At 56.9% G+C, this 17397-nt stretch carries 14 protein-coding genes; 11 read left to right on the plus strand and 3 right to left on the minus strand.

What is annotated here, in order from left to right; genetic code table 11:
• Window positions 1-177: 177 nt before the first annotated feature.
• Window positions 178-816, plus strand: a complete 639-nt coding sequence (locus tag GOV90_RS09310) for a cupin domain-containing protein (RefSeq protein ID WP_171095493.1) — start codon at window positions 178-180, stop codon at window positions 814-816.
• Here the strand turns inward: GOV90_RS09310 and GOV90_RS09315 are convergent.
• Window positions 813-2009, minus strand: a complete 1197-nt coding sequence (locus GOV90_RS09315; RefSeq protein ID WP_171095495.1) for an aromatic ring-hydroxylating dioxygenase subunit alpha — start codon at window positions 2007-2009, stop codon at window positions 813-815. The genes GOV90_RS09310 and GOV90_RS09315 overlap by 4 nt on opposite strands.
• 110 nt (window positions 2010-2119) lie before the next feature.
• On the opposite strand from GOV90_RS09315, the gene GOV90_RS09320 reads away from it, so the two are divergent.
• The 6 genes from GOV90_RS09320 (at window position 2120) to GOV90_RS09340 (ending at window position 9511) form a co-directional block, all read left to right on the plus strand.
• A complete protein-coding gene (locus tag GOV90_RS09320) occupies window positions 2120-4561 on the plus strand; it encodes an FAD-dependent oxidoreductase (RefSeq protein WP_171095497.1) in 2442 nt (813 codons plus the stop codon).
• On the plus strand, window positions 4558-5769 hold the full coding sequence (locus GOV90_RS09325; RefSeq protein WP_171095499.1) for a Xaa-Pro peptidase family protein: 1212 nt from the start codon (window positions 4558-4560) through the stop codon (window positions 5767-5769). The genes GOV90_RS09320 and GOV90_RS09325 overlap by 4 nt, the downstream gene beginning before the upstream one ends.
• A 29-nt stretch (window positions 5770-5798) precedes the next feature.
• Window positions 5799-6908, plus strand: coding sequence for an alcohol dehydrogenase family protein (locus GOV90_RS09330; protein WP_253284790.1), 1110 nt, complete (start codon window positions 5799-5801; stop codon window positions 6906-6908).
• Window positions 6909-7070: 162 nt separating this feature from the next.
• Window positions 7071-7403, plus strand: a complete 333-nt coding sequence (locus tag GOV90_RS21365; protein WP_371732515.1) for an aminotransferase class III-fold pyridoxal phosphate-dependent enzyme — start codon at window positions 7071-7073, stop codon at window positions 7401-7403.
• Window positions 7404-7736: 333 nt separating this feature from the next.
• On the plus strand, window positions 7737-8183 hold the full coding sequence (locus GOV90_RS21370; protein WP_371732516.1) for an aminotransferase class III-fold pyridoxal phosphate-dependent enzyme: 447 nt from the start codon (window positions 7737-7739) through the stop codon (window positions 8181-8183).
• 209 nt (window positions 8184-8392) lie between these two features.
• The gene (locus GOV90_RS09340; protein WP_171095501.1) at window positions 8393-9511 is read left to right on the plus strand and encodes a CaiB/BaiF CoA-transferase family protein; all 1119 of its coding nucleotides are present in this window, start codon (window positions 8393-8395) and stop codon (window positions 9509-9511) included.
• A 16-nt stretch (window positions 9512-9527) separates the two neighbouring features.
• On the opposite strand, the gene GOV90_RS09345 is transcribed toward GOV90_RS09340, so the two are convergent.
• On the minus strand, window positions 9528-10424 hold the full coding sequence (locus tag GOV90_RS09345; RefSeq protein WP_171095503.1) for a LysR family transcriptional regulator: 897 nt from the start codon (window positions 10422-10424) through the stop codon (window positions 9528-9530).
• 153 nt (window positions 10425-10577) lie between these two features.
• Here GOV90_RS09345 and GOV90_RS09350 point away from each other — a divergent pair, with 153 nt between their 5' ends.
• The 3 genes from GOV90_RS09350 to GOV90_RS09360 all read left to right on the plus strand — a co-directional run bounded on the left by GOV90_RS09350 (window position 10578) and on the right by GOV90_RS09360 (window position 13071).
• A complete protein-coding gene (locus tag GOV90_RS09350) occupies window positions 10578-11339 on the plus strand; it encodes a sulfotransferase family protein (protein ID WP_171095505.1) in 762 nt (253 codons plus the stop codon).
• A gap of 139 nt (window positions 11340-11478) precedes the next feature.
• On the plus strand, window positions 11479-12315 hold the full coding sequence (locus GOV90_RS09355; protein ID WP_171095507.1) for a hypothetical protein: 837 nt from the start codon (window positions 11479-11481) through the stop codon (window positions 12313-12315).
• Between the two features lie 3 nt (window positions 12316-12318).
• Complete coding sequence (locus GOV90_RS09360; RefSeq protein ID WP_171172838.1) at window positions 12319-13071, plus strand: sulfotransferase family protein; 753 nt, start codon at window positions 12319-12321, stop codon at window positions 13069-13071.
• A gap of 188 nt (window positions 13072-13259) precedes the next feature.
• Here the strand turns inward: GOV90_RS09360 and GOV90_RS09365 are convergent, their stop codons facing one another.
• On the minus strand, window positions 13260-15182 hold the full coding sequence (locus tag GOV90_RS09365; protein ID WP_171095511.1) for a DUF3604 domain-containing protein: 1923 nt from the start codon (window positions 15180-15182) through the stop codon (window positions 13260-13262).
• 458 nt (window positions 15183-15640) lie between these two features.
• On the opposite strand from GOV90_RS09365, the gene GOV90_RS09370 reads away from it, so the two are divergent.
• Window positions 15641-17362, plus strand: coding sequence for a GMC family oxidoreductase N-terminal domain-containing protein (locus GOV90_RS09370; RefSeq protein WP_256367974.1), 1722 nt, complete (start codon window positions 15641-15643; stop codon window positions 17360-17362).
• The last annotated feature ends 35 nt before the right edge of the window (window positions 17363-17397 follow it).

The raw sequence follows: 17397 nt of genomic DNA on the forward strand, positions 1-17397 counted from the left end.
AAGGCTCGGCCATCGGACAGCAGCTTAGCCCCCAATCCGTTACCCCCCAAAATCACGTTCTTGATCTACCCAGTCAGAGTTTGTTTTGAGGGTGTTGGGAGGCGCGGATAGCCATTTCCTTGTTTGCAGTGTAAGCGTCGATTGCCAGAGTTTTGCGAAAGGTCCAGGAACTGATTTATGGCGCGCGTAACAAAGTCGAATTCAACGTCTCAAACCGAAGCGGCGAATGCCAATGCTGGAGTTGGCCACGAAATCCGTGGGGTGCGCCGCGCGATGGGTATGACGCTGGCCGAATGCGCAGAAGCGGCGTCTTTGTCGGTTGGGTTTCTGAGCCTTGTTGAAAGGGGGCAGAAGCAGCCTTCCTTGGACGCGTTACAGCGGATCAGTGCAGCTTTGGGGATCGAGGTAGGCTGGTTGTTCCCGCCTTCGCCCAATGATGATCCTGTGGAAAACGAGTATGTCGTTCGCAAGGGATTTCGCCGTAGAATTGACTTTTCACGCCTTGCCGGCACCGAGTATCTGGATCATTCAGTGTATTTGATGTCGCCCGGCATCGACGGTCAGATTGTTATGTCTTTGATGCAGTTTTCTCCAGGAGGTCATTCCGGCGACAACCCGTTGAGCCATGAGGGCGAAGAGGTGGGCTATGTCCTGTCCGGGCAGTTGACTCTGGAAGTAGATGGCCATGTTTTTGTGCTGGAAGAAGGCGACAGTTTTGGGTTTTCCGGCGATAAGCCACATAAATACATTAACAATGGTGAGAACGATTTGCAGATCGTTCACACCAACACGCCCGTGATCATGAAGTCCCGTTAAATCGTCTCGCTATCCGCCATCAGTTCAATGATTTTGCGGGAATAGGCCAATGTTGGTCCTTCCCAATGCGGTGACAGACGGCCGCCGTCGTATCCAAAGCAGCGGCGGCCATTTTGAAGCCCTTTGAGGACCGATATGTCCTCGACGTTCAGATCGTCCCACATCTGGATCAGGTCTTCGCGTTCCTTGCGGTATTTGTCGCCGGTTGCGGCCTCATCTCCGATGACGAAAACGTGCAGTTCCTCTCGGCATCTGTCCGGCGCTTCGGGGTAGGCGACCAACACAGTAAACTGATCGGGATACACCTCGACTGCGAAATGCGGCATGGTCAGGAACCACTGTCCCTGCATGCGATCCTCCTCGGACAGGCCGGGATAATGGGGCAGGCCCTGGCCGCGGCCTTCTTCTAGTTTCGGGAACCGGTAGCCATTGACGAAGGTCGAACCACGCCATTCTCCGGACCACCGAACGTCCATTGGGGCAAAGTCCAGCAGGCGGGGATGCAGGGCAAAAACGTGGTAGCCTTCCATATAATTCTCGTAAACCAGCTTCCAGTTGGCCTCGACCGTAAAATCGCGCTTCCCGGCCCAGCGGATGGCTGACAGATCATAGCCTTTGAGCTGATCCAGAACCGGGGCCATCCACACATCCAGCGGATCCGCGTCGCCCGAAACGTTGACGAACAGACAGCCAAAGAACTCTTCTACCCGGACCGGGATCAGGTCCAGCTTGTCGCCGCCGCCGTCTTTGAACGTGCCGCTGGAATTGGGCCCGTCGAAATGCGGCCGGGACCGCAGCTTGCCGTCCAGCCCATAGGCCCATCGGTGATAGGGGCAGGTCAGCGTGGCCTTTTTGCAGGGTTCGGTGACCAGTTGCATGCCGCGATGGCGGCAGACGTTCTGGAACCCCCGGATCACACCGTCGCGGCCATGGACCAGAACGATCGGCGTGCCAGCGATGTCGATGGGCTTCATGTCGCCGGGTTCGGGGATTTCCGCGCGCGCGCCGCCGAACACCCAGGAGCGGCGAAAGATCAGTTCCTGCTCCATCTCGAACCATTCGGGCGACCAGTATGCCGCGTTTGGCAGGCCTGCGGCTTCGTCAATGTTGCGAAACAGCTGCGCGTACCCGTCTTCGCCCAGAATGCGCCGCATGCGATCCTGGTTGGATTCTCTTACGACTGCACCGTCCATTGTGGTCCTCCGAATCAAGTTATTGGCAAAAAGATATACTGCAGGAAAAAAATGTGGACAAAATTTTTCCGATGCGGAAGTGTCTCCGGCAGGAAACGCGGAGAACTGTAATGGAATCGGCTCGGGTCGTTGTAATCGGCGGTGGCAATATGGGTGCCAGCGTCCTGTATCATCTGGCTAAGGAAGGCTGGACAGATGTTGTTCTGGTTGAAAAGGCGGAACTGACGTCCGGGGCTACTTGGCATGCGGCGGGATTGGTCAGTCGCATGACGGCGGGCCATGCGTTGGGGATCTGTCACGATTACGCGGTGGATCTGTATAAAACCATTGAGGATGAGACCGAGCAGGGCGTCAGCTGGCACAATTGCGGGTCCTTGCGCGTGGCCGCAACCGAGGATCACCGTGCCTGGCTGATGCACACGCGTGACGCGGTTTTGGCCCGCGGGCAGGAGTGTCGCTGGGTTACCCCCGAAGAAATCGCCAAGCTGAACCCGATCTATGACACGTCGCATATCATCGGCGGGACTTATACGCCCGATGATGGCCATGTTGACCCATCCGGCACCTGTCAGGCGATGGCCAAGGGCGCGCGGATGCGGGGGGCCAAAGTGCTGCGCCGCAACCGGGTGACGGATGTGCAGCAGATGCCCTCGGGCGAATGGAAGGTGGTGACCGAGCAGGGCGACATCATCTGTGAGCATGTGGTCAATGCCGGTGGATACCATGCGCGCCAGATCGGGGCCTTCAGCGGGCTGGACCTGCCGATTGTCCCGATGCAGCACCACTATGTGGTCACCGATGCGGTGCCCGAGTTTGAGGCGATGGGTCATGAAATCCCCGTCACCCGCGATGATTACTTTACGGGCTATCTGCGCCGCGAACAGGGTGGGGCGCTGATCGGGCTGTATGACACCCATGACGCGCTGGCCAAATGGCGCGAGGGCTGCCCCTGGGACAGCGAGAACGAACTGTTTGAACCCGACTATGACCGTATTATGCCGTGGTTGGAGAAGTGTTTTGAACGCTATCCCTGCCTTATGGAGCGCGGCATCAAACGCATCGTCAATGGCGCAATCACCTATACGCCGGACGGCCACCCGCTGGTCGGGCCTGCGCCGGGCTTGCGCAATCACTGGCTGGCCTGCGGTGCGACCGTGGGCATTGCCTGGGGGCCGGGACTGGGCCGGGCGCTGGCGCAATGGATGGTGCATGGCACGGCCGATATCTCGATGCGCGGCTTTGATCCGCGCCGGTTCCATAGCCGTGTGGACGAGGATTATATCTATCAGCGCTGCCGCGAGAACTACATGACGCGCCTGTCGCTGCCTTATCCGCAGCTGCAATATGAAACCTGCCGCGAGATCCGAAACTCTGGCGTGCATGACCGGACCAAGGCGTTGCATGCCGTGTTCGAAGAGGCTGGCGGCTGGGAGCGTCCCCGCGTTTACGGCAAACCCGAATGGGGTGGCAAAGAGCTCGAGTCCTGGAAACGTGGCCCATCGTGGGAGGCCGCCCTGGCCGAGGCCCGCGCGGTACATGAAGGCGTTGGCATCGGCGACTTCTCGGCCTTTTCCAAGTTCGAGGTCACCGGCCCCGAGGCGGAGGCGTATCTGAACCGGCTTTGCGCCAACCGGATGCCCAAAAAGGTGGGCGGCACCTGCCTGACGCTGCTGTTGAACGAACAAGGCACGATCGAGGGCGAGGCAACCATTGCGCGGCTGGCCGAAGATCGGTTCTGGTTTGTGACCGGCGGCCCGTCCGAGCGCCGCGTCTGGGACTGGATCACCGTGCATCAGCGCGGGTCCGAGGATGTGAGCATCCGCAACCTGTCCGACGATTGGGGCATTCTGACCGTGGCGGGTCCCAAAGCCCGCGAGGTGTTGGCCCCGCTCAGCGATGCGTCGCTGGAAAACGCCGACTTCGGCTGGCTCAAGGCGCGTGAAATGTCGGTTGCAGGGGTCAACCTGATTGCGTTGCGCCTGTCCTTCTCGGGCGAACTGGCATGGGAGCTGCACGCGCCCATGGATCAGCTTGGCACTGTGTGGGACGCGATCTGGGATGCCGGCCAGCCCCATGGCATGGTGCCGTTTGGGTCAAAGGCGCTGGAAATGATGCGCATGGAAAAAGCCTATCGCGGTGGGCATGAGCTGGCCAATGACGCCAGCCCCGTGCACACCGACCAGATGCGCTTTGTGAAGTTCGACAAGACGTTTGTTGGCAAAGAGGCGCTGGCCAAGCTGGCCGAGACCGGCAGTTCTTCGGTCATCGCCTATCTGGACATCCAGATGGAGGGCACCGATGTGCTGGGCGGTGAGGCGGTTTATCTGAACGGCGAAAAGGTCGGTTCGATCTCGTCGGGCGGCTTTGGTCCGGTCACAGGGCGCAATCTGGCCTTTGCCTTCGTCAAACCACAGGTCGCGAAGCCAGGGACCGAGCTTGAGGTGATCGTGTTTGGTGAAATGCACAAAGCCAAAGTCCTGCCCGATGCGGTTCTTGACCCGCAAAACCTGCGTCTGCGTGACGTCGCAGCAACCCTAGAGGTAGCGTTATGAACGAACACGAACCCTTTGCCGAGTTTACCAAGGCAGTCCTGCCCGCGCCTGACATCAATTGGGACACGATGAACGATTACCGTATGGGCCGTATCCGCGAGGCGATGGCGGAACGGGATGTGGACCTGGCCGTCATCACCAACCCGCTGACCATGCGCTACGCGGTGAACTATCACGAATACATGCAGTTCCAGGCACGCATCCCACTGATGATGCTCATGATCTTTGCAGACGGTCCGGTGGTCTTCAGCGGCGCGTTTATCAAGGATCTGGACCACGTCACGGAATATGTGCCGATGTTTGGGCTTGCGCCGTTCTTGGCAGGGTTTGATCAGGTAGAGAACACGCGCAAATTCGTGGATTTTGTCAAAGGTCGGCTTGCGGGCAAAGGTCGCTGCCGCGTGGCGCTCGACCGTCTGGATGCCTCTGCCGTGCAGGGGTTGATGCAGGCCGGTTTCGAGGTTGTAGACGCACCCGGTTTTTTGGAAAAAGCCCGTTCGATCAAATGCAAGGAAGAGATTGCGTTATGCCGCTATGCCATTGACGTGGCGCAGCTTGGGATTACCAAGATGCACCAGGCCTTCCAGCCCGGTATCTCGGAAAACGAACTTTGGAGCATCCTGAGCCAGATCAACATCGCCCATGGCGGCCTGTGGTCCGAGGCGCGAATGCTGGCCTCGGGGCCACGCACCAATCCTTGGCTACAAGAGGCCGGAGAGCGTCGTGTACAAAAGGGCGAACTACTGGGCTTTGACACCGACATGGTCGGCCCCTTTGGCTATATGTCCGACATCTCACGCACATGGTACTGTGGCGATGGGAAGGCCCCGCAGGAATACCGCGATCTGTTCAAGCGAGCCTTGGACGAGATCGAGCACAACAAGGCCAATGTGCGCCCTGGAGTGTCCTTCAAGGAGCTGGTCGACAAAAGTTTCCGCCACCCCGAGGAATTCCATGCGCATCGCTACCCCTGCATCATGCATGGCGTCGGGATGTGCGATGAATACCCCTATGTGCCCTACCCGCTGGATTGGGACGATATCGGCTATGACGGGATAATCGAAGAGAACATGATGATCTGCGTCGAGGGCTATGTCGGTTCGGACCGTGGTGGAAGCGGCGTCAAAATCGAGCATCAGTTCCTTGTTACGGCAAATGGTCTCGAACAGATTGACGACTATCCTTACGACGAAAATCTGCTGAACTGATGTTTGCTTCTGCAACAAGGACCCTGAAGATGAGCACTGTTCCCGAGAAAATGCGCGCGGTTGTGCTGGTTGGCCATGGCGGGTTGGACAAGCTGGAATACCATGAGGATTGGCCAACCCCGCAACCCGGTCCGGGTGAGGTAGTGATCAAGGTGGGGGCCTGCGGGCTGAACAACACTGATATTAATACGCGGACGGCGTGGTATTCCAAAACCGTCACTGATGGTATCACTGAAGACGGCGGCAAGGGCGGCTTTGTCAGCGCTGATGAGGACACCGGCAGTTGGTCCAACGCGCCACTGACCTTCCCGCGCATTCAGGGCGCGGATGTGGCTGGGCGCATTGCAGCTGTGGGCGCGGGCGTGGACCCATACCTCGTTGGTCAGCGGGTTCTGATTGACCCCTGGCTGCACGGCCATGGGGATTGGCACCTGCCAGAAAACACGTGGTACTATGGCTCGGAATGTGATGGCGGCTTTGCCGATTATACCAAGGTGCGTGCTGAAAACGCCATTCCGGTGACCAGCGATCTGTCTGACGCTGAGCTGGCGACTTTCCCCACCGTGCTGACAACTGCCGAACATCTGGTCTGGCGCGCGGCACCGCAGCCGGGCGAGTGGGTGGTGATCTCGGGCGCATCGGGCGGGGTCGGCACAACGGCGATCCAACTCTGTCTGGCGCGCGGGGCGCGGGTAATCGGGATTGCCTCAGCGACCAAGGCGCAAGACCTGCTGGATTTGGGCTGTTCTGCAGTGATTGACCGAAACGAGGCTGATCTTGAGACCCGCATCCGCGACGCGGCGGGCGGCCCGGTCGATGTGGCACTGGATGTGGTGGGCGGGGCAATGTTCATGCCGCTGATCAACGCGCTGAGGCAACGTGGGCGCTATTCCACATCCGGGGCCATTGCCGGGCCGATGGTCGAGTTTGATCTGCGCCAGCTGGTTTATAAGGACATCCAGATGACCGGGGCCACGATCACGCCGCCGGGTCTGTTCTCGCGCGCTGTTCAGTTGATCTCTACCGGGGCGCTGCGGCCCTTGCTGGCCGCGTCCTATCCGCTACGGGATCTGCACAAGGCGCAAGAAGCCTTCATTGCCAAGGCTCATACCGGCAACATCGTGGTCACGATGGAGTAACAGAGATGCGCATTGCTCAGGTCACGGATTTGGAGTTCACACCGATCTTCTTACGCAATTGATACGCAATCTCTTTTGGTCGGCAACCTGGGCGGGGTTAGCGGAGGCGGGAGCCTGCTGGTCGACCGACTTTTGAACAAAGAGAGAAACGGTATGTAAGTTATGACCGATTGGGTTGCTCGCGCGCAAATGGTGATGCCCGCCGGTGGGTTGGGAAACTACGACCACAGCGTCTTTGTAAAAGAAGGGCGCGGCAGCCGCATCTGGGATCAGGATGGGCGTGAGCATGTCGATTATCTGGTCGGTTCAGGCCCGATGCTTCTGGGGCATGGGCACCCAGAAGTGCTGGAGGCTGTGCTGGAGCAACTGCCCAAAGGGATGACTTTCTTCGCCAACAATACAGCGGCGGTCGAGTTGGCCGAAGATATCTGCAACGCGCTGCCCTGCGCTGAGCAGGTTCGCTTTCTCACGTCAGGTGGCGAAGCCGATATGTAAGCGATGCGGCTGGCCCGCGCCTAAACCGGTCGCGACAAAATCCTGAAGTTCGAAGGCGCCTATCGCGGAATGTCCGCCGAGGGGCAGATGAGCCTTGCCCGGAAAAGCTGATCAACTTCCCACAAGCAATGCCCGACAGCGCTGGTATCCCCGAAGCTGTGCGTGCCCAGATGCCGGTGGCCCCGTATACGATCCCGAGTTTTTGGTCAGCCTTCTGAAAGAACAGGCTGACGAGATCGCGCCGATTATAGTCGAGCCCCTGCAACGCTTCATCCCACCCCAGCCTGGGTTTTACAGCTGCTGCGCGACCAGTGCGACACGTATGGAACCGTTTTGTTATTTGACGAGGTGGTGACGGGTTTCAGCCTTTCCTATGGCGGTGCTCAGGAAAATTACGGTGTCACGCCCGACCTGTGCACGCTTGGCAAGGTCGTCGGTGGTGGTTTCCCGCTGGCAGCGCTTGCACGGCGTAAGGATTTTATGGACCACTTCGACAAAATCATCGTGGGACCAGACAAGTGGTTGATGATGGTTGGGACCCTTTGCGGCAACCCATTGGCCGCTGTGGTCGGTCGCAATACGATGGAAACACTGCGCCGGGATGGAACCTATGAACGGCTTTATGCCAATGGCAAAAGACTGATGGGGGTGCTTTCTGGATCGTTGGAAGCGGCGGAAATCTCCGATCAAATCGTTGGATACCGGTCTTATTCGATGCCGCTCTGCGTGAGCAGGGAATATTCAGAGTCGCGGGCAAGTTTTACCCCCACCTTGCGCTGACCGATGAGGATTTTGAGCAAAGGCAGAATGCAATCCGCGCCGCTGTCGCAGCAATTGCCGAGCATTGATTTCACACGACCGGATCAGGTTCCGGCCCTGCGGGCAAAAAACTGTGGCGCAGGATATGTGCGGCGGTATTGGTATAGGTCATGAATCTGTGTGCATGGGCAGGGTTGTGTCTTGCCGCACCTAGTTAGTGAGAAGAACCGATGGCCCCATTGGATGGATTGAAAGTCGTAGAACTCGCCCGCATTTTGGCTGGACCATGGGCGGGACAAGCCTTGGCCGATTTGGGTGCCGAGGTCATCAAGGTCGAAAGCCCCGATGGCGACGACACCCGAAAATGGGGCCCGCCCTTCGTCGAGCGAGATGGGGATAAGACAGCAGCGTACTACTATTCTGCAAATCGTGGAAAAGACTGCATCACCTGCGATTTCCGAACCCCGGAAGGGCAGCAACAGGTGCGTGCGCTGATCGCGGATGCGGATATTTTAATCGAGAATTTCAAGGTTGGCGGGCTGTCCAAATATGGGTTGTCTTACGATCAGGTCAAAGATCTGAACCCTCGGCTCATCTATTGCTCGGTCACGGGGTTCGGGCAAGACGGACCTTACGCACAACGCGCAGGGTATGATTTTCTTCTTCAGGGAATGTCAGGTCTTATGTCCGTAACAGGCGATCCAGCTGGTCAGCCTCAAAAGCTGGGCGTAGCTGTGACGGATATCCTGACTGGCCTTTATGGTACTATCGGAATTCTGGCCGCCATTGAGCAACGCCACCGCACCGGTAAGGGTCAGCACATCGACATGTCCCTTCTGGATTGCGCCGTCGCGTTGCTGGCCAATCAAGGTATGAACTATCTGGTCACCGGGGAAAGCCCGCAACGCCGGGGCAATGATCATCCCAATATCTCACCTTATCAGGTGCTCCCTGCGGCGGATGGGCACTTCATCCTGGCAGTGGGCAATGATGGCCAGTTTCAAAGGCTTTGCGGGGTTCTGGGCCTCGACCATCTCAGCGCTGATCCCAAATTTACCACCAATCCGCTGCGCGTGGAAAACCGAGCGGTGTTGACCCAACAGCTTGAGACTGAGACGCGCAAATGGGCAAAGGCCGAACTTCTGCAGGCGCTTGAGGCCGCGACGGTGCCTGCAGGTCCGATCAATTCGATCCGAGAGGCTTTTGAGGATCCGCAAATTCAGTCTCGCGGTATGCAGATTTGCCCTGAAGGTGTTCCTGGTATTCGGGGGCCTTGGGTTTTTTCTGATGCGGAACTGTCGCTGGAGCAGACCGCTCCAACTCTTCCGCGGCATGAAGATGGGGCCTGACGCTTTGCAGTTTGGTTTAGTTTTGGCGCATTGGTGCGTTTTCGAAAAGTTCGGTTAGAAAGGCGAGGCAATCCTGGGCGGATCTTTTGTTCTGGCCTTGCTGGGTACACCGCCCCCACAGGCAGTTGTTTGTGGAATACCATTGTTCGCCGATGGTCTGGATAGAGCCGATCTTTATGTAGCGCTCAATGAATCCTTGCCATCCGAGCGCGATCCCCGCGCCGGAAGAGGCGGCCTCGAGCAGGTAGACAAAATTGCTGAACGTGTCGGCCGGCGCAATGTTGGGTGTGATGTTGTGATTGCTGAACCAATCGCTCCACGTTGCCCAACCGAGCGTGCCCTGCGGAAGGTCAAGAAAGCGGAGTTGGCTCCATCCCTCGATCGGTCCTTCGAGGATGTCTTTGTGCTGTAAGATATACTCGGGCGAGGCGACGGGGATGACACTTTCGTGCAGGATTTTTTGCAATTTCCCGCCCGGCCCGTTGAACTTGTATCCGATGGCAACGTCGGCATTGGGTTCGTTGACCATGCTCTGGCTTTCGTAATTCGACGTCAGCACATTGATTGTGACATTCTCACCCACACGGCGGCGCAGTTGGTTGTAATGGGGCATGATGATCAGATGGCTGACGGAATACGAACAGGCGATGGTCAGCGAGCGCTGCGCCTGCGTCAGTCGATGCTCGGCCGATTGCAGGCTGGTCAGGGCCGATGACACCGCCGCGTGATAGCTTTTGCCGGCCGCCGTCAGTGCAATCCCGCGACCGTCACGCTGGAGCAGTTCCAGCGAAAACCGTTCCTCAAGATTGCGTATGTGCCGGCTGATCGCGGATTGCGATGTGTTCAGCTCTTCCGCTGCCAACGTGACGCTGCCCAGCCGTGCAACCGCTTCAAAGGCGATGAGCGGGCTCATCGAGGGGACACGTCGCATCGTACTCATGTCCAAATTGATAATCCTCGCGGCAGCAAAAGCAATGGATTTGTGCGGCGGTCTGCTTCAGCGTTGCCCCGAACATTCTTCCGGCTTCGCGCGAGGATGGATGCACCGGTAAACAGGGAGAACGCGATGAACAAAATTGTACTGCTGTGGTCCACGCCCCGTACAACATCAACCGCTTTTGAATGGATGATGCGGATGCGGGGCGATATGGCCTGTTTCCACGAACCCTTCGGCGAAGCCTGGTACAAGGGCGACGATGCCGCGTGGCCGCGCCTGACCGCAGACAGCGAACGCGTGCCGGGCCTGACGACGCAGAAGGTGCATGATCGGATGCTGCAGGCCGCACGGAACAAGCCGGTCTTTTCCAAGGACATGCCGCATTTTCTGGCCCCTGATATCAGCGATGAATTTCTCGCCCCGATGACCCACAGTTTCCTGATCCGTGACCCTTCAAAGTCAATCCCGTCCATATTCAAGCGCGGCCCGGATTGGGTCGTGGCCGAGTATGGGTTCGAGGAACATCGCAAACTCTTTGACCGGATTGCCGAACGCGACGGCAAAGCGCCGCCCGTGATCGGCAGCGACGATCTGCTGGAAAACCCCGAAGGTATCGTATCGGCCTGGTGCAAAGCCGTCGGTCTGGACTTCGTGCCCGAGGCCTTGTCATGGGAACCCGGCGCGCGGCCCGAAGTGGGGTGGTATGATAACGGGTCCTGGCATGACAGCCTGAGCGCGTCCAGCGGGCTCAAGCCCATGCCGCGCACCTATGGCTCGGTTGAAGATCAACCGGATCACGTCAAAGAGATCTATGCGCAAGCACTGCCGCATTACGAGCATCTTTTTAAGCACCGGCTAAAGGCAGACGAAACGGTAAACGCCCCTGCCTGACATCCGGTTTGAACCTGCAAAATGCAGCGGAACTCTTTCCAGAATTGGCAAGAGTTCTTGCCGAAAAAGCAATAGATTTGCGGCTGCGCTTTGTTTCAGGATGCACAAGCGGAGCTGCCTCGCACAGGATAGATGACACATGAACACTTTCACCAAACCTGAACGGTGGGAAAACCCAGAGCGTAAACTGTTTCCCTATCAGGTGGGGTTCACCTGCCCGCCTTTCGACTATTGCGCGGCTCCGTCGGACTTTATCCGCATGGCACCCGACACTGTCGGCGTACATGGGCGTATGCTGCATGTTCCAGGCTACCAGCACGGACTGGATCAGCGGAAAAAGAACTTTGGCCTGCTTGAGGAGTTCGTCGAGTGCATGGCGATCAACAATGCCGATGTGTGCGGGCAGGTCGGTTCGAACTGGGTGCATGCCAGCGGTTTGGGCGTTGAAGGCATCCGCCAGCATTGCGAGATGCTCAGCGACAAATACGAAACGCCCTTCCACATGGCGGGTTACGCCATGGTCGAGGCGCTGCGCGAGATCGGTGCCGAGAAGGTGGCGCTGAACGCCTGCTATCACACCAATTCCTGGTACATGGGCACGGTCGGGTTCCTGAAAGAGGCCGGGTTTGACGTGGTCTGGGCCGGGAATTTCTTTGATCAGGGCTGGTTTGCCACGCAGGAAGAGGTCGATGATTGCGTCTGGTGCTTTGATGAAGCGCTGATCTGGAAGAGCTTCGACTACACCGCCGAGCAGGCCCCGAATGTGGATGCTTATCTGATCAACGGCATGTCGAACTATCGCCGCCCCTCGGACGGAGTAGCCCGCCGCCCGGTACACCATACGGCCGAGCTTGAAAAACGGCTGGGGAAACCGGTCATTGGTCACGACACTGCGCTCTACTGGCGCCTATTCAAGACCTTGGGCCTTGCTCCAACATCTTACCACGGTCAGTTGATGGCGACTTTGGAGACATGATCCATGCATAAGATCATCGCGCTCTGGGCCATCCCCCGGTCCACATCAACCGCGTTCGAACACATGATGAAACAACGCGGCGATCTGGATTGCCTGCATGAACCTTTTGGTGAGGCCTGGTATCACGGGGAAAACCCGATGTGGCCGCGTTTTCCCGAAGGAGGCGAGACCCGGCCCGGTCTTTCGCTGGAAAGTGTTTGGGAAGACATCAAAGCCCGTGCCGAAAAAGGCCCGGTCTTCATCAAGGATTTCCCGAACTACATCAGCCATATGTGGGATGAAGAGTTTCTGTCGCATTTCACCCACGCCTTCCTGATCCGTGATCCGGCCAAAACGATCACGTCGATGTATGACAAATGGCCTGATTTCGACGAGCTTGAGATTGGTTTTCCCGAGCAGCGCGCGCTGTTCGACCTGCTGTCCGCAAAACATGGCAAACGGCCATTTGTCATCGACAGCGATGATCTGCTTGAAAACCCGGGCGACGTCACGCGTGCGTTTTGTGAGGCGGTTGATATTCCCTTCATCAAAGAAGCGCTGAGCTGGGAAGCTGGTGGAGATCCTTCCGAGCACAGCTGGTGCGAAGGCGGCAAGTTTCATGCCAATCTGGCGCAATCCACCGGGCTGGTCCCGCAAAAGCGCAAGTATGTCGATCTCAGCAACACGCCACGACGCGTGCAGCGCATCCATTATCGCATGCAGCCGCATTACTTGCATATGCATCAATACCGTGTGCGTCTCTCTGAAACCGTATAGTTGAAGACCAGAAGAACAAACACTGCAACCGAAACGGGCATCCGGTACGCACGTGGTTAAAACGTCTGTAGCTCTTAAGAGCTAACACTACGCAGGGGATGAATAGCGTCCTGCAGGTCTTAGAGATTTGGAGGAGGAACCGAGGCCGTAGTAACCGCCCCGGTATCCAATTTCATGTGTTGACCTGATCATTCCGCCGGCGTGTACCAAATCGGAGATGAATAGGCGCGTTCCTGATGCGTAAGCACTGCGTCTTCCGGAAGCTCAGCGCCAAATCGCAGCTTATCGTACAGCACCCAGCGCGGGGTCGGGATTTCGATGGCGCGAACGTAATAAAACGCCCTCTCACTCGGATCAAAATCTGGGTCAGTCCAAACAGTCACAAGTTCGGCAGTGCCGATCGTGTTGCTCCAGCTGGCAGTTTCTACATCGACCGTATTTCCAACCGCAGGGATCTTACCGTTGTCATCGGCAACTCGGTTGTCCGACCATGCTACGTCGTAAACCTTTTCCTGCATGGCTCCTTCTGAATCCAGCCACCCTTTGACCACCTGCACGCGATCAAGGTTTGCACCAACCGGGTCGCGCAGAGCGGCAATCAGGAAAGAAGGCGCACCATCACCCTCGCGAGGGCGAAGGTCTGACCCCATTGGAACACCTTTGGTGTAGCCAACATTTGCAAGGAAACGGGTTTCAACATCCGCTTGATCGAAGTTCCACCCGCCAAAGAATCGCAGGCCAATACGTGGCCCAGTGGTCGCGTAGGTTTCACGCCGTTTGAATGCATCAAAGATCGCAGCGCGCGTGTTATCTGTAGCCCATACTGCGGTGTATCCGGAAGCAACAAGTAGGTCGCCGGGAATCTCTCCTAGATCATTGGCAATGAATGGATGTTGGATGCGCGAGGCCGAAGGCTCGACACTCACCGATTTCCCAAAGAAGTTATCTTCTTCGGCTGTGGCCAAAGAGGTATGGCTGTCCGTCGCGCCACCCATTCCGAACTTGTAGGGGTTCACGCCGAACTTTTCTTCCAGCATCAAACCACGTTTCAAGGCCTCTCGGGCGTATTCGCCGGCCAGCATATCGTCAGTCTTTAGCTCGGTAATGTCCAGATTGCCGACGTCCCAGTTCTCGTAATCCGCAAATTCGTCGTCGGGACTCAGGAAGGGGTGTGCTTCGCCGTCGCCCTTGATTTGAGTGACCTCATAATGGGGTTCCCATTTCGCGCGGGCTGCCACGTATTCCTCGTCGACCTTGCCGCCGTGATACGTGTCTTCGGTTGGGAACATCCATCCATTTGACAGATTGCCGTTATGTGCAAAAGCAACAGCGCGGCCCCCTGTCTTTTCCTGATACTCTTCCAGCCATGCGTAAAGGGATTTTGGATCCGTATCACCATAAGGCGGCTGCGTGACTGGCGGTACCATTTGCAAAGCTCGGATTGGCCCATCGCGCAGCATGACGTTCCGGTGCAGGTTGAAACCCTTGGGCACCGATGTCCACTCGAACCCGATGAAAGCCGTAAAGTTGCCGGGATCGTTGTGTTTTTCGGCGGCCAGGACAATGTGTTCCCAAGTGAAAGCAAATGCGTCGGCACCGGGGCTGTAAGATTCTAACAGAACCTCGGGCAATGTCATTTGCGAGAAGTTGGTGATGATGTCGAAGGCGGTTTTCCCAGCCTCTTCACCCCCTGCCTTGTAGCCCTCGTACCATTCCAATCCCTTTGGATCAGCCAATACGCCTGGCTTGCCCGCCTGAAGATCCGGCGCAAAACCCATCAGGTCGGTATGATCCGTCAGCACCATCCAATCCAGCGGACGGGCCAGCCTTACCGGTTGCCCCGTCGAAGAAATGACCTGCTCGCCTTTTGCGAAACGCCACGCTTCATCCGGCAGCAAAGTGTTGCCAAAAGCTCCTGCATCCAGCGAAAGCCCGGTGTGAAGATGCGTGTCGCCCCACAATGGGCGTTCAGGAAAAGAGCGCTCGGCATATGGGGAATACGGTTGATCTGAAAATAATCCTTCCGCCGCTTCTTTGCTGGGAACCGCGTCGGCAAAGACCGTCGTTGATGCCAGTATAAGCGTGATAGAACATCCAAACGTACGAAGCATTTTTGACCTCCCAAATCAAGATTGCCCGGTTGCGTCGTGAAATTGCACTGCAAGAAATCATATTCGTATCTCTCTATATCATATTGATTTTCTTTTTTGCGGAAATATTGAACCTGCTGGTTTTAGGACTGCGAGGTACGCGGAAAACACCAAGAAATTCGAACAGTTCTGGAACACGCGCAGTAGAAAACGGTCTGCGTACGGGCAGTCCGTCAGTTCTGTTTCAGACCTCTAAGGTTCTGGGTGATGTATCCGCTGAAGGTCCAAACCAGGCGATCAAGGCAGGTCCACAAAAGTTTCGTTCGATCATTCCAACTGGCAAAAGAAACTGCAGCGCAAGCAGATGGCACCTTGTCAATCTTGAACGAAAAAACTGTACAGATGTCCAGAAAATGTGTTTCACTTTTTGCGCGTCACCCGGATTCGAAGCCGTGACGCTGAGATTTTGGGAGGAAATCGTGAAGCAAGAAAAGCTTGGAAAACTGCAAAAATCCTTCAGTGCAGGGAACCTTTCGCGCCGCGCGTTTATGCGTCAGAGCGCCGCTTTGGGTGTGGCGGTCACTGCGCCATTGGCTTTGGGGGCGCGTCATGCCAAGGCACAATCCGCAGAAATCTACGACTACATTGTGATCGGAGCAGGGGCGGCTGGATGCGCATTGGCGGCGCGACTTTCCGAAGATGTAGACAAAACTGTGTTGGTGTTAGAGGCTGGTCCTGCGGATGAAAACCAGTTCATCCATATTCCGGCAGCTTTCCCCAATCTGTTCCTGAGCGATCTTGATTGGGGCTACACCACGGTCCCGCAGGAACATTCAGACGGGAAGGTCTATTACAGCCCGCGCGGCAAGGTTTTTGGCGGATCCACTTCTATCAATGCGATGATCTATAAACGGGGCAACCCTGCCTGTTTTGATGATTGGGGCAAGGACAATCCGGGCTGGAGTTATGCAGATCTTCTTCCGATCTTCAAAAGGTCAGAAAACAATGAACGTGGCGCAGACGAAAACCACGGCGTTGGCGGCGCCTGGAACGTAGCGGACCAGCGCGATCCGAATGTGCTGAGCCAGGCGATGGTAAAAGCGGCGCTCGAAGCGGGGTATGCTGAGCGTACAGATTTCAATGAGGGCACGGAACAGGAAGGGTTTGGTCTGTATCAGGTCACCCAGCAAGGCGGTTTCCGTAATTCGACTGCAGGCGCGTTTCTGCACCCAGCGCTGGAGCGCGACAACATCGTGATCCAGGCCGAAGCGCATGTTCAGAACCTGATCATCGAAGATGATCGCTGTACGGGCGTACGTTTCAAAGCTGGTGATGAGATACTTGAAGCAAAAGCTGGTTCAGAAGTGATCCTGTCGGCAGGTGCCTATGGGTCACCGCAAATCTTGCTTCTGTCCGGTATTGGCCCCAAGGCCGAGTTAGAAGCGATCGGCATAAACGTTGTGCATGACCTGCCTGGTGTCGGTAAGAACCTGCAGGATCATTACATGGCACCAGTGGCTTACGAGTGTACTCAGCCGGTGACACTGGCCCATGCGACAGATGAAGCTCAAGGCGCTTTGCTGATGGAGAAGGGGATGGGTCTTTTGACCTCGAACATCGGTGAAGCCGGAGGCTATTTAACGGTTATGGATGATGCCCCTGTACCGGACCTTCAATTCCACTTCGCGCCCACTTGGTTCATTTCAGATGGTGCTGGAAACCCCAGCGATGGATCTGAAGGTTTCACGTTGCTTCCGGGGGTTGTGGGAACCCGCTCTGTCGGCGAACTGACATTGGCTTCCAGCGATCCGGCAGACAAACTCAACATCAATCCAAACGCATTTGCAGACGAGAAAGACCTCGATGTAATGGTCGAAGGTGTGAAGATCGCTCGTAAGATATTGATGTCACCTGCCATGGATGAATTCCGCGGCGCAGAGCGCTTTCCTGGGGCTGCAGTGCAATCGGACGACGACATACGTGCCTGGATCCGAGGTAATGCACAGACGATCTATCACCCGGTGGGCACCTGCAAGATGGGCTCGGATGAAATGGCAGTTGTTGATGCCGAACTGAACGTGCACGGGATTTCCGGCCTGCGTGTTGCCGATGCCTCGATCATGCCGAAAATCACAAACGGCAATACCCAAGCGCCCTGTGTGATGATTGGTGAAAAAGCCTCGGATCTGATCCGCGCATAAACGGATTGGTCCACCCCTAGCGGGTGGGCCTATGC

Origin of the sequence: Ruegeria sp. HKCCA5929 (assembly GCF_013034525.1) — a bacterium.
Taxonomy (GTDB): Bacteria; Pseudomonadota; Alphaproteobacteria; order Rhodobacterales; family Rhodobacteraceae; genus Ruegeria.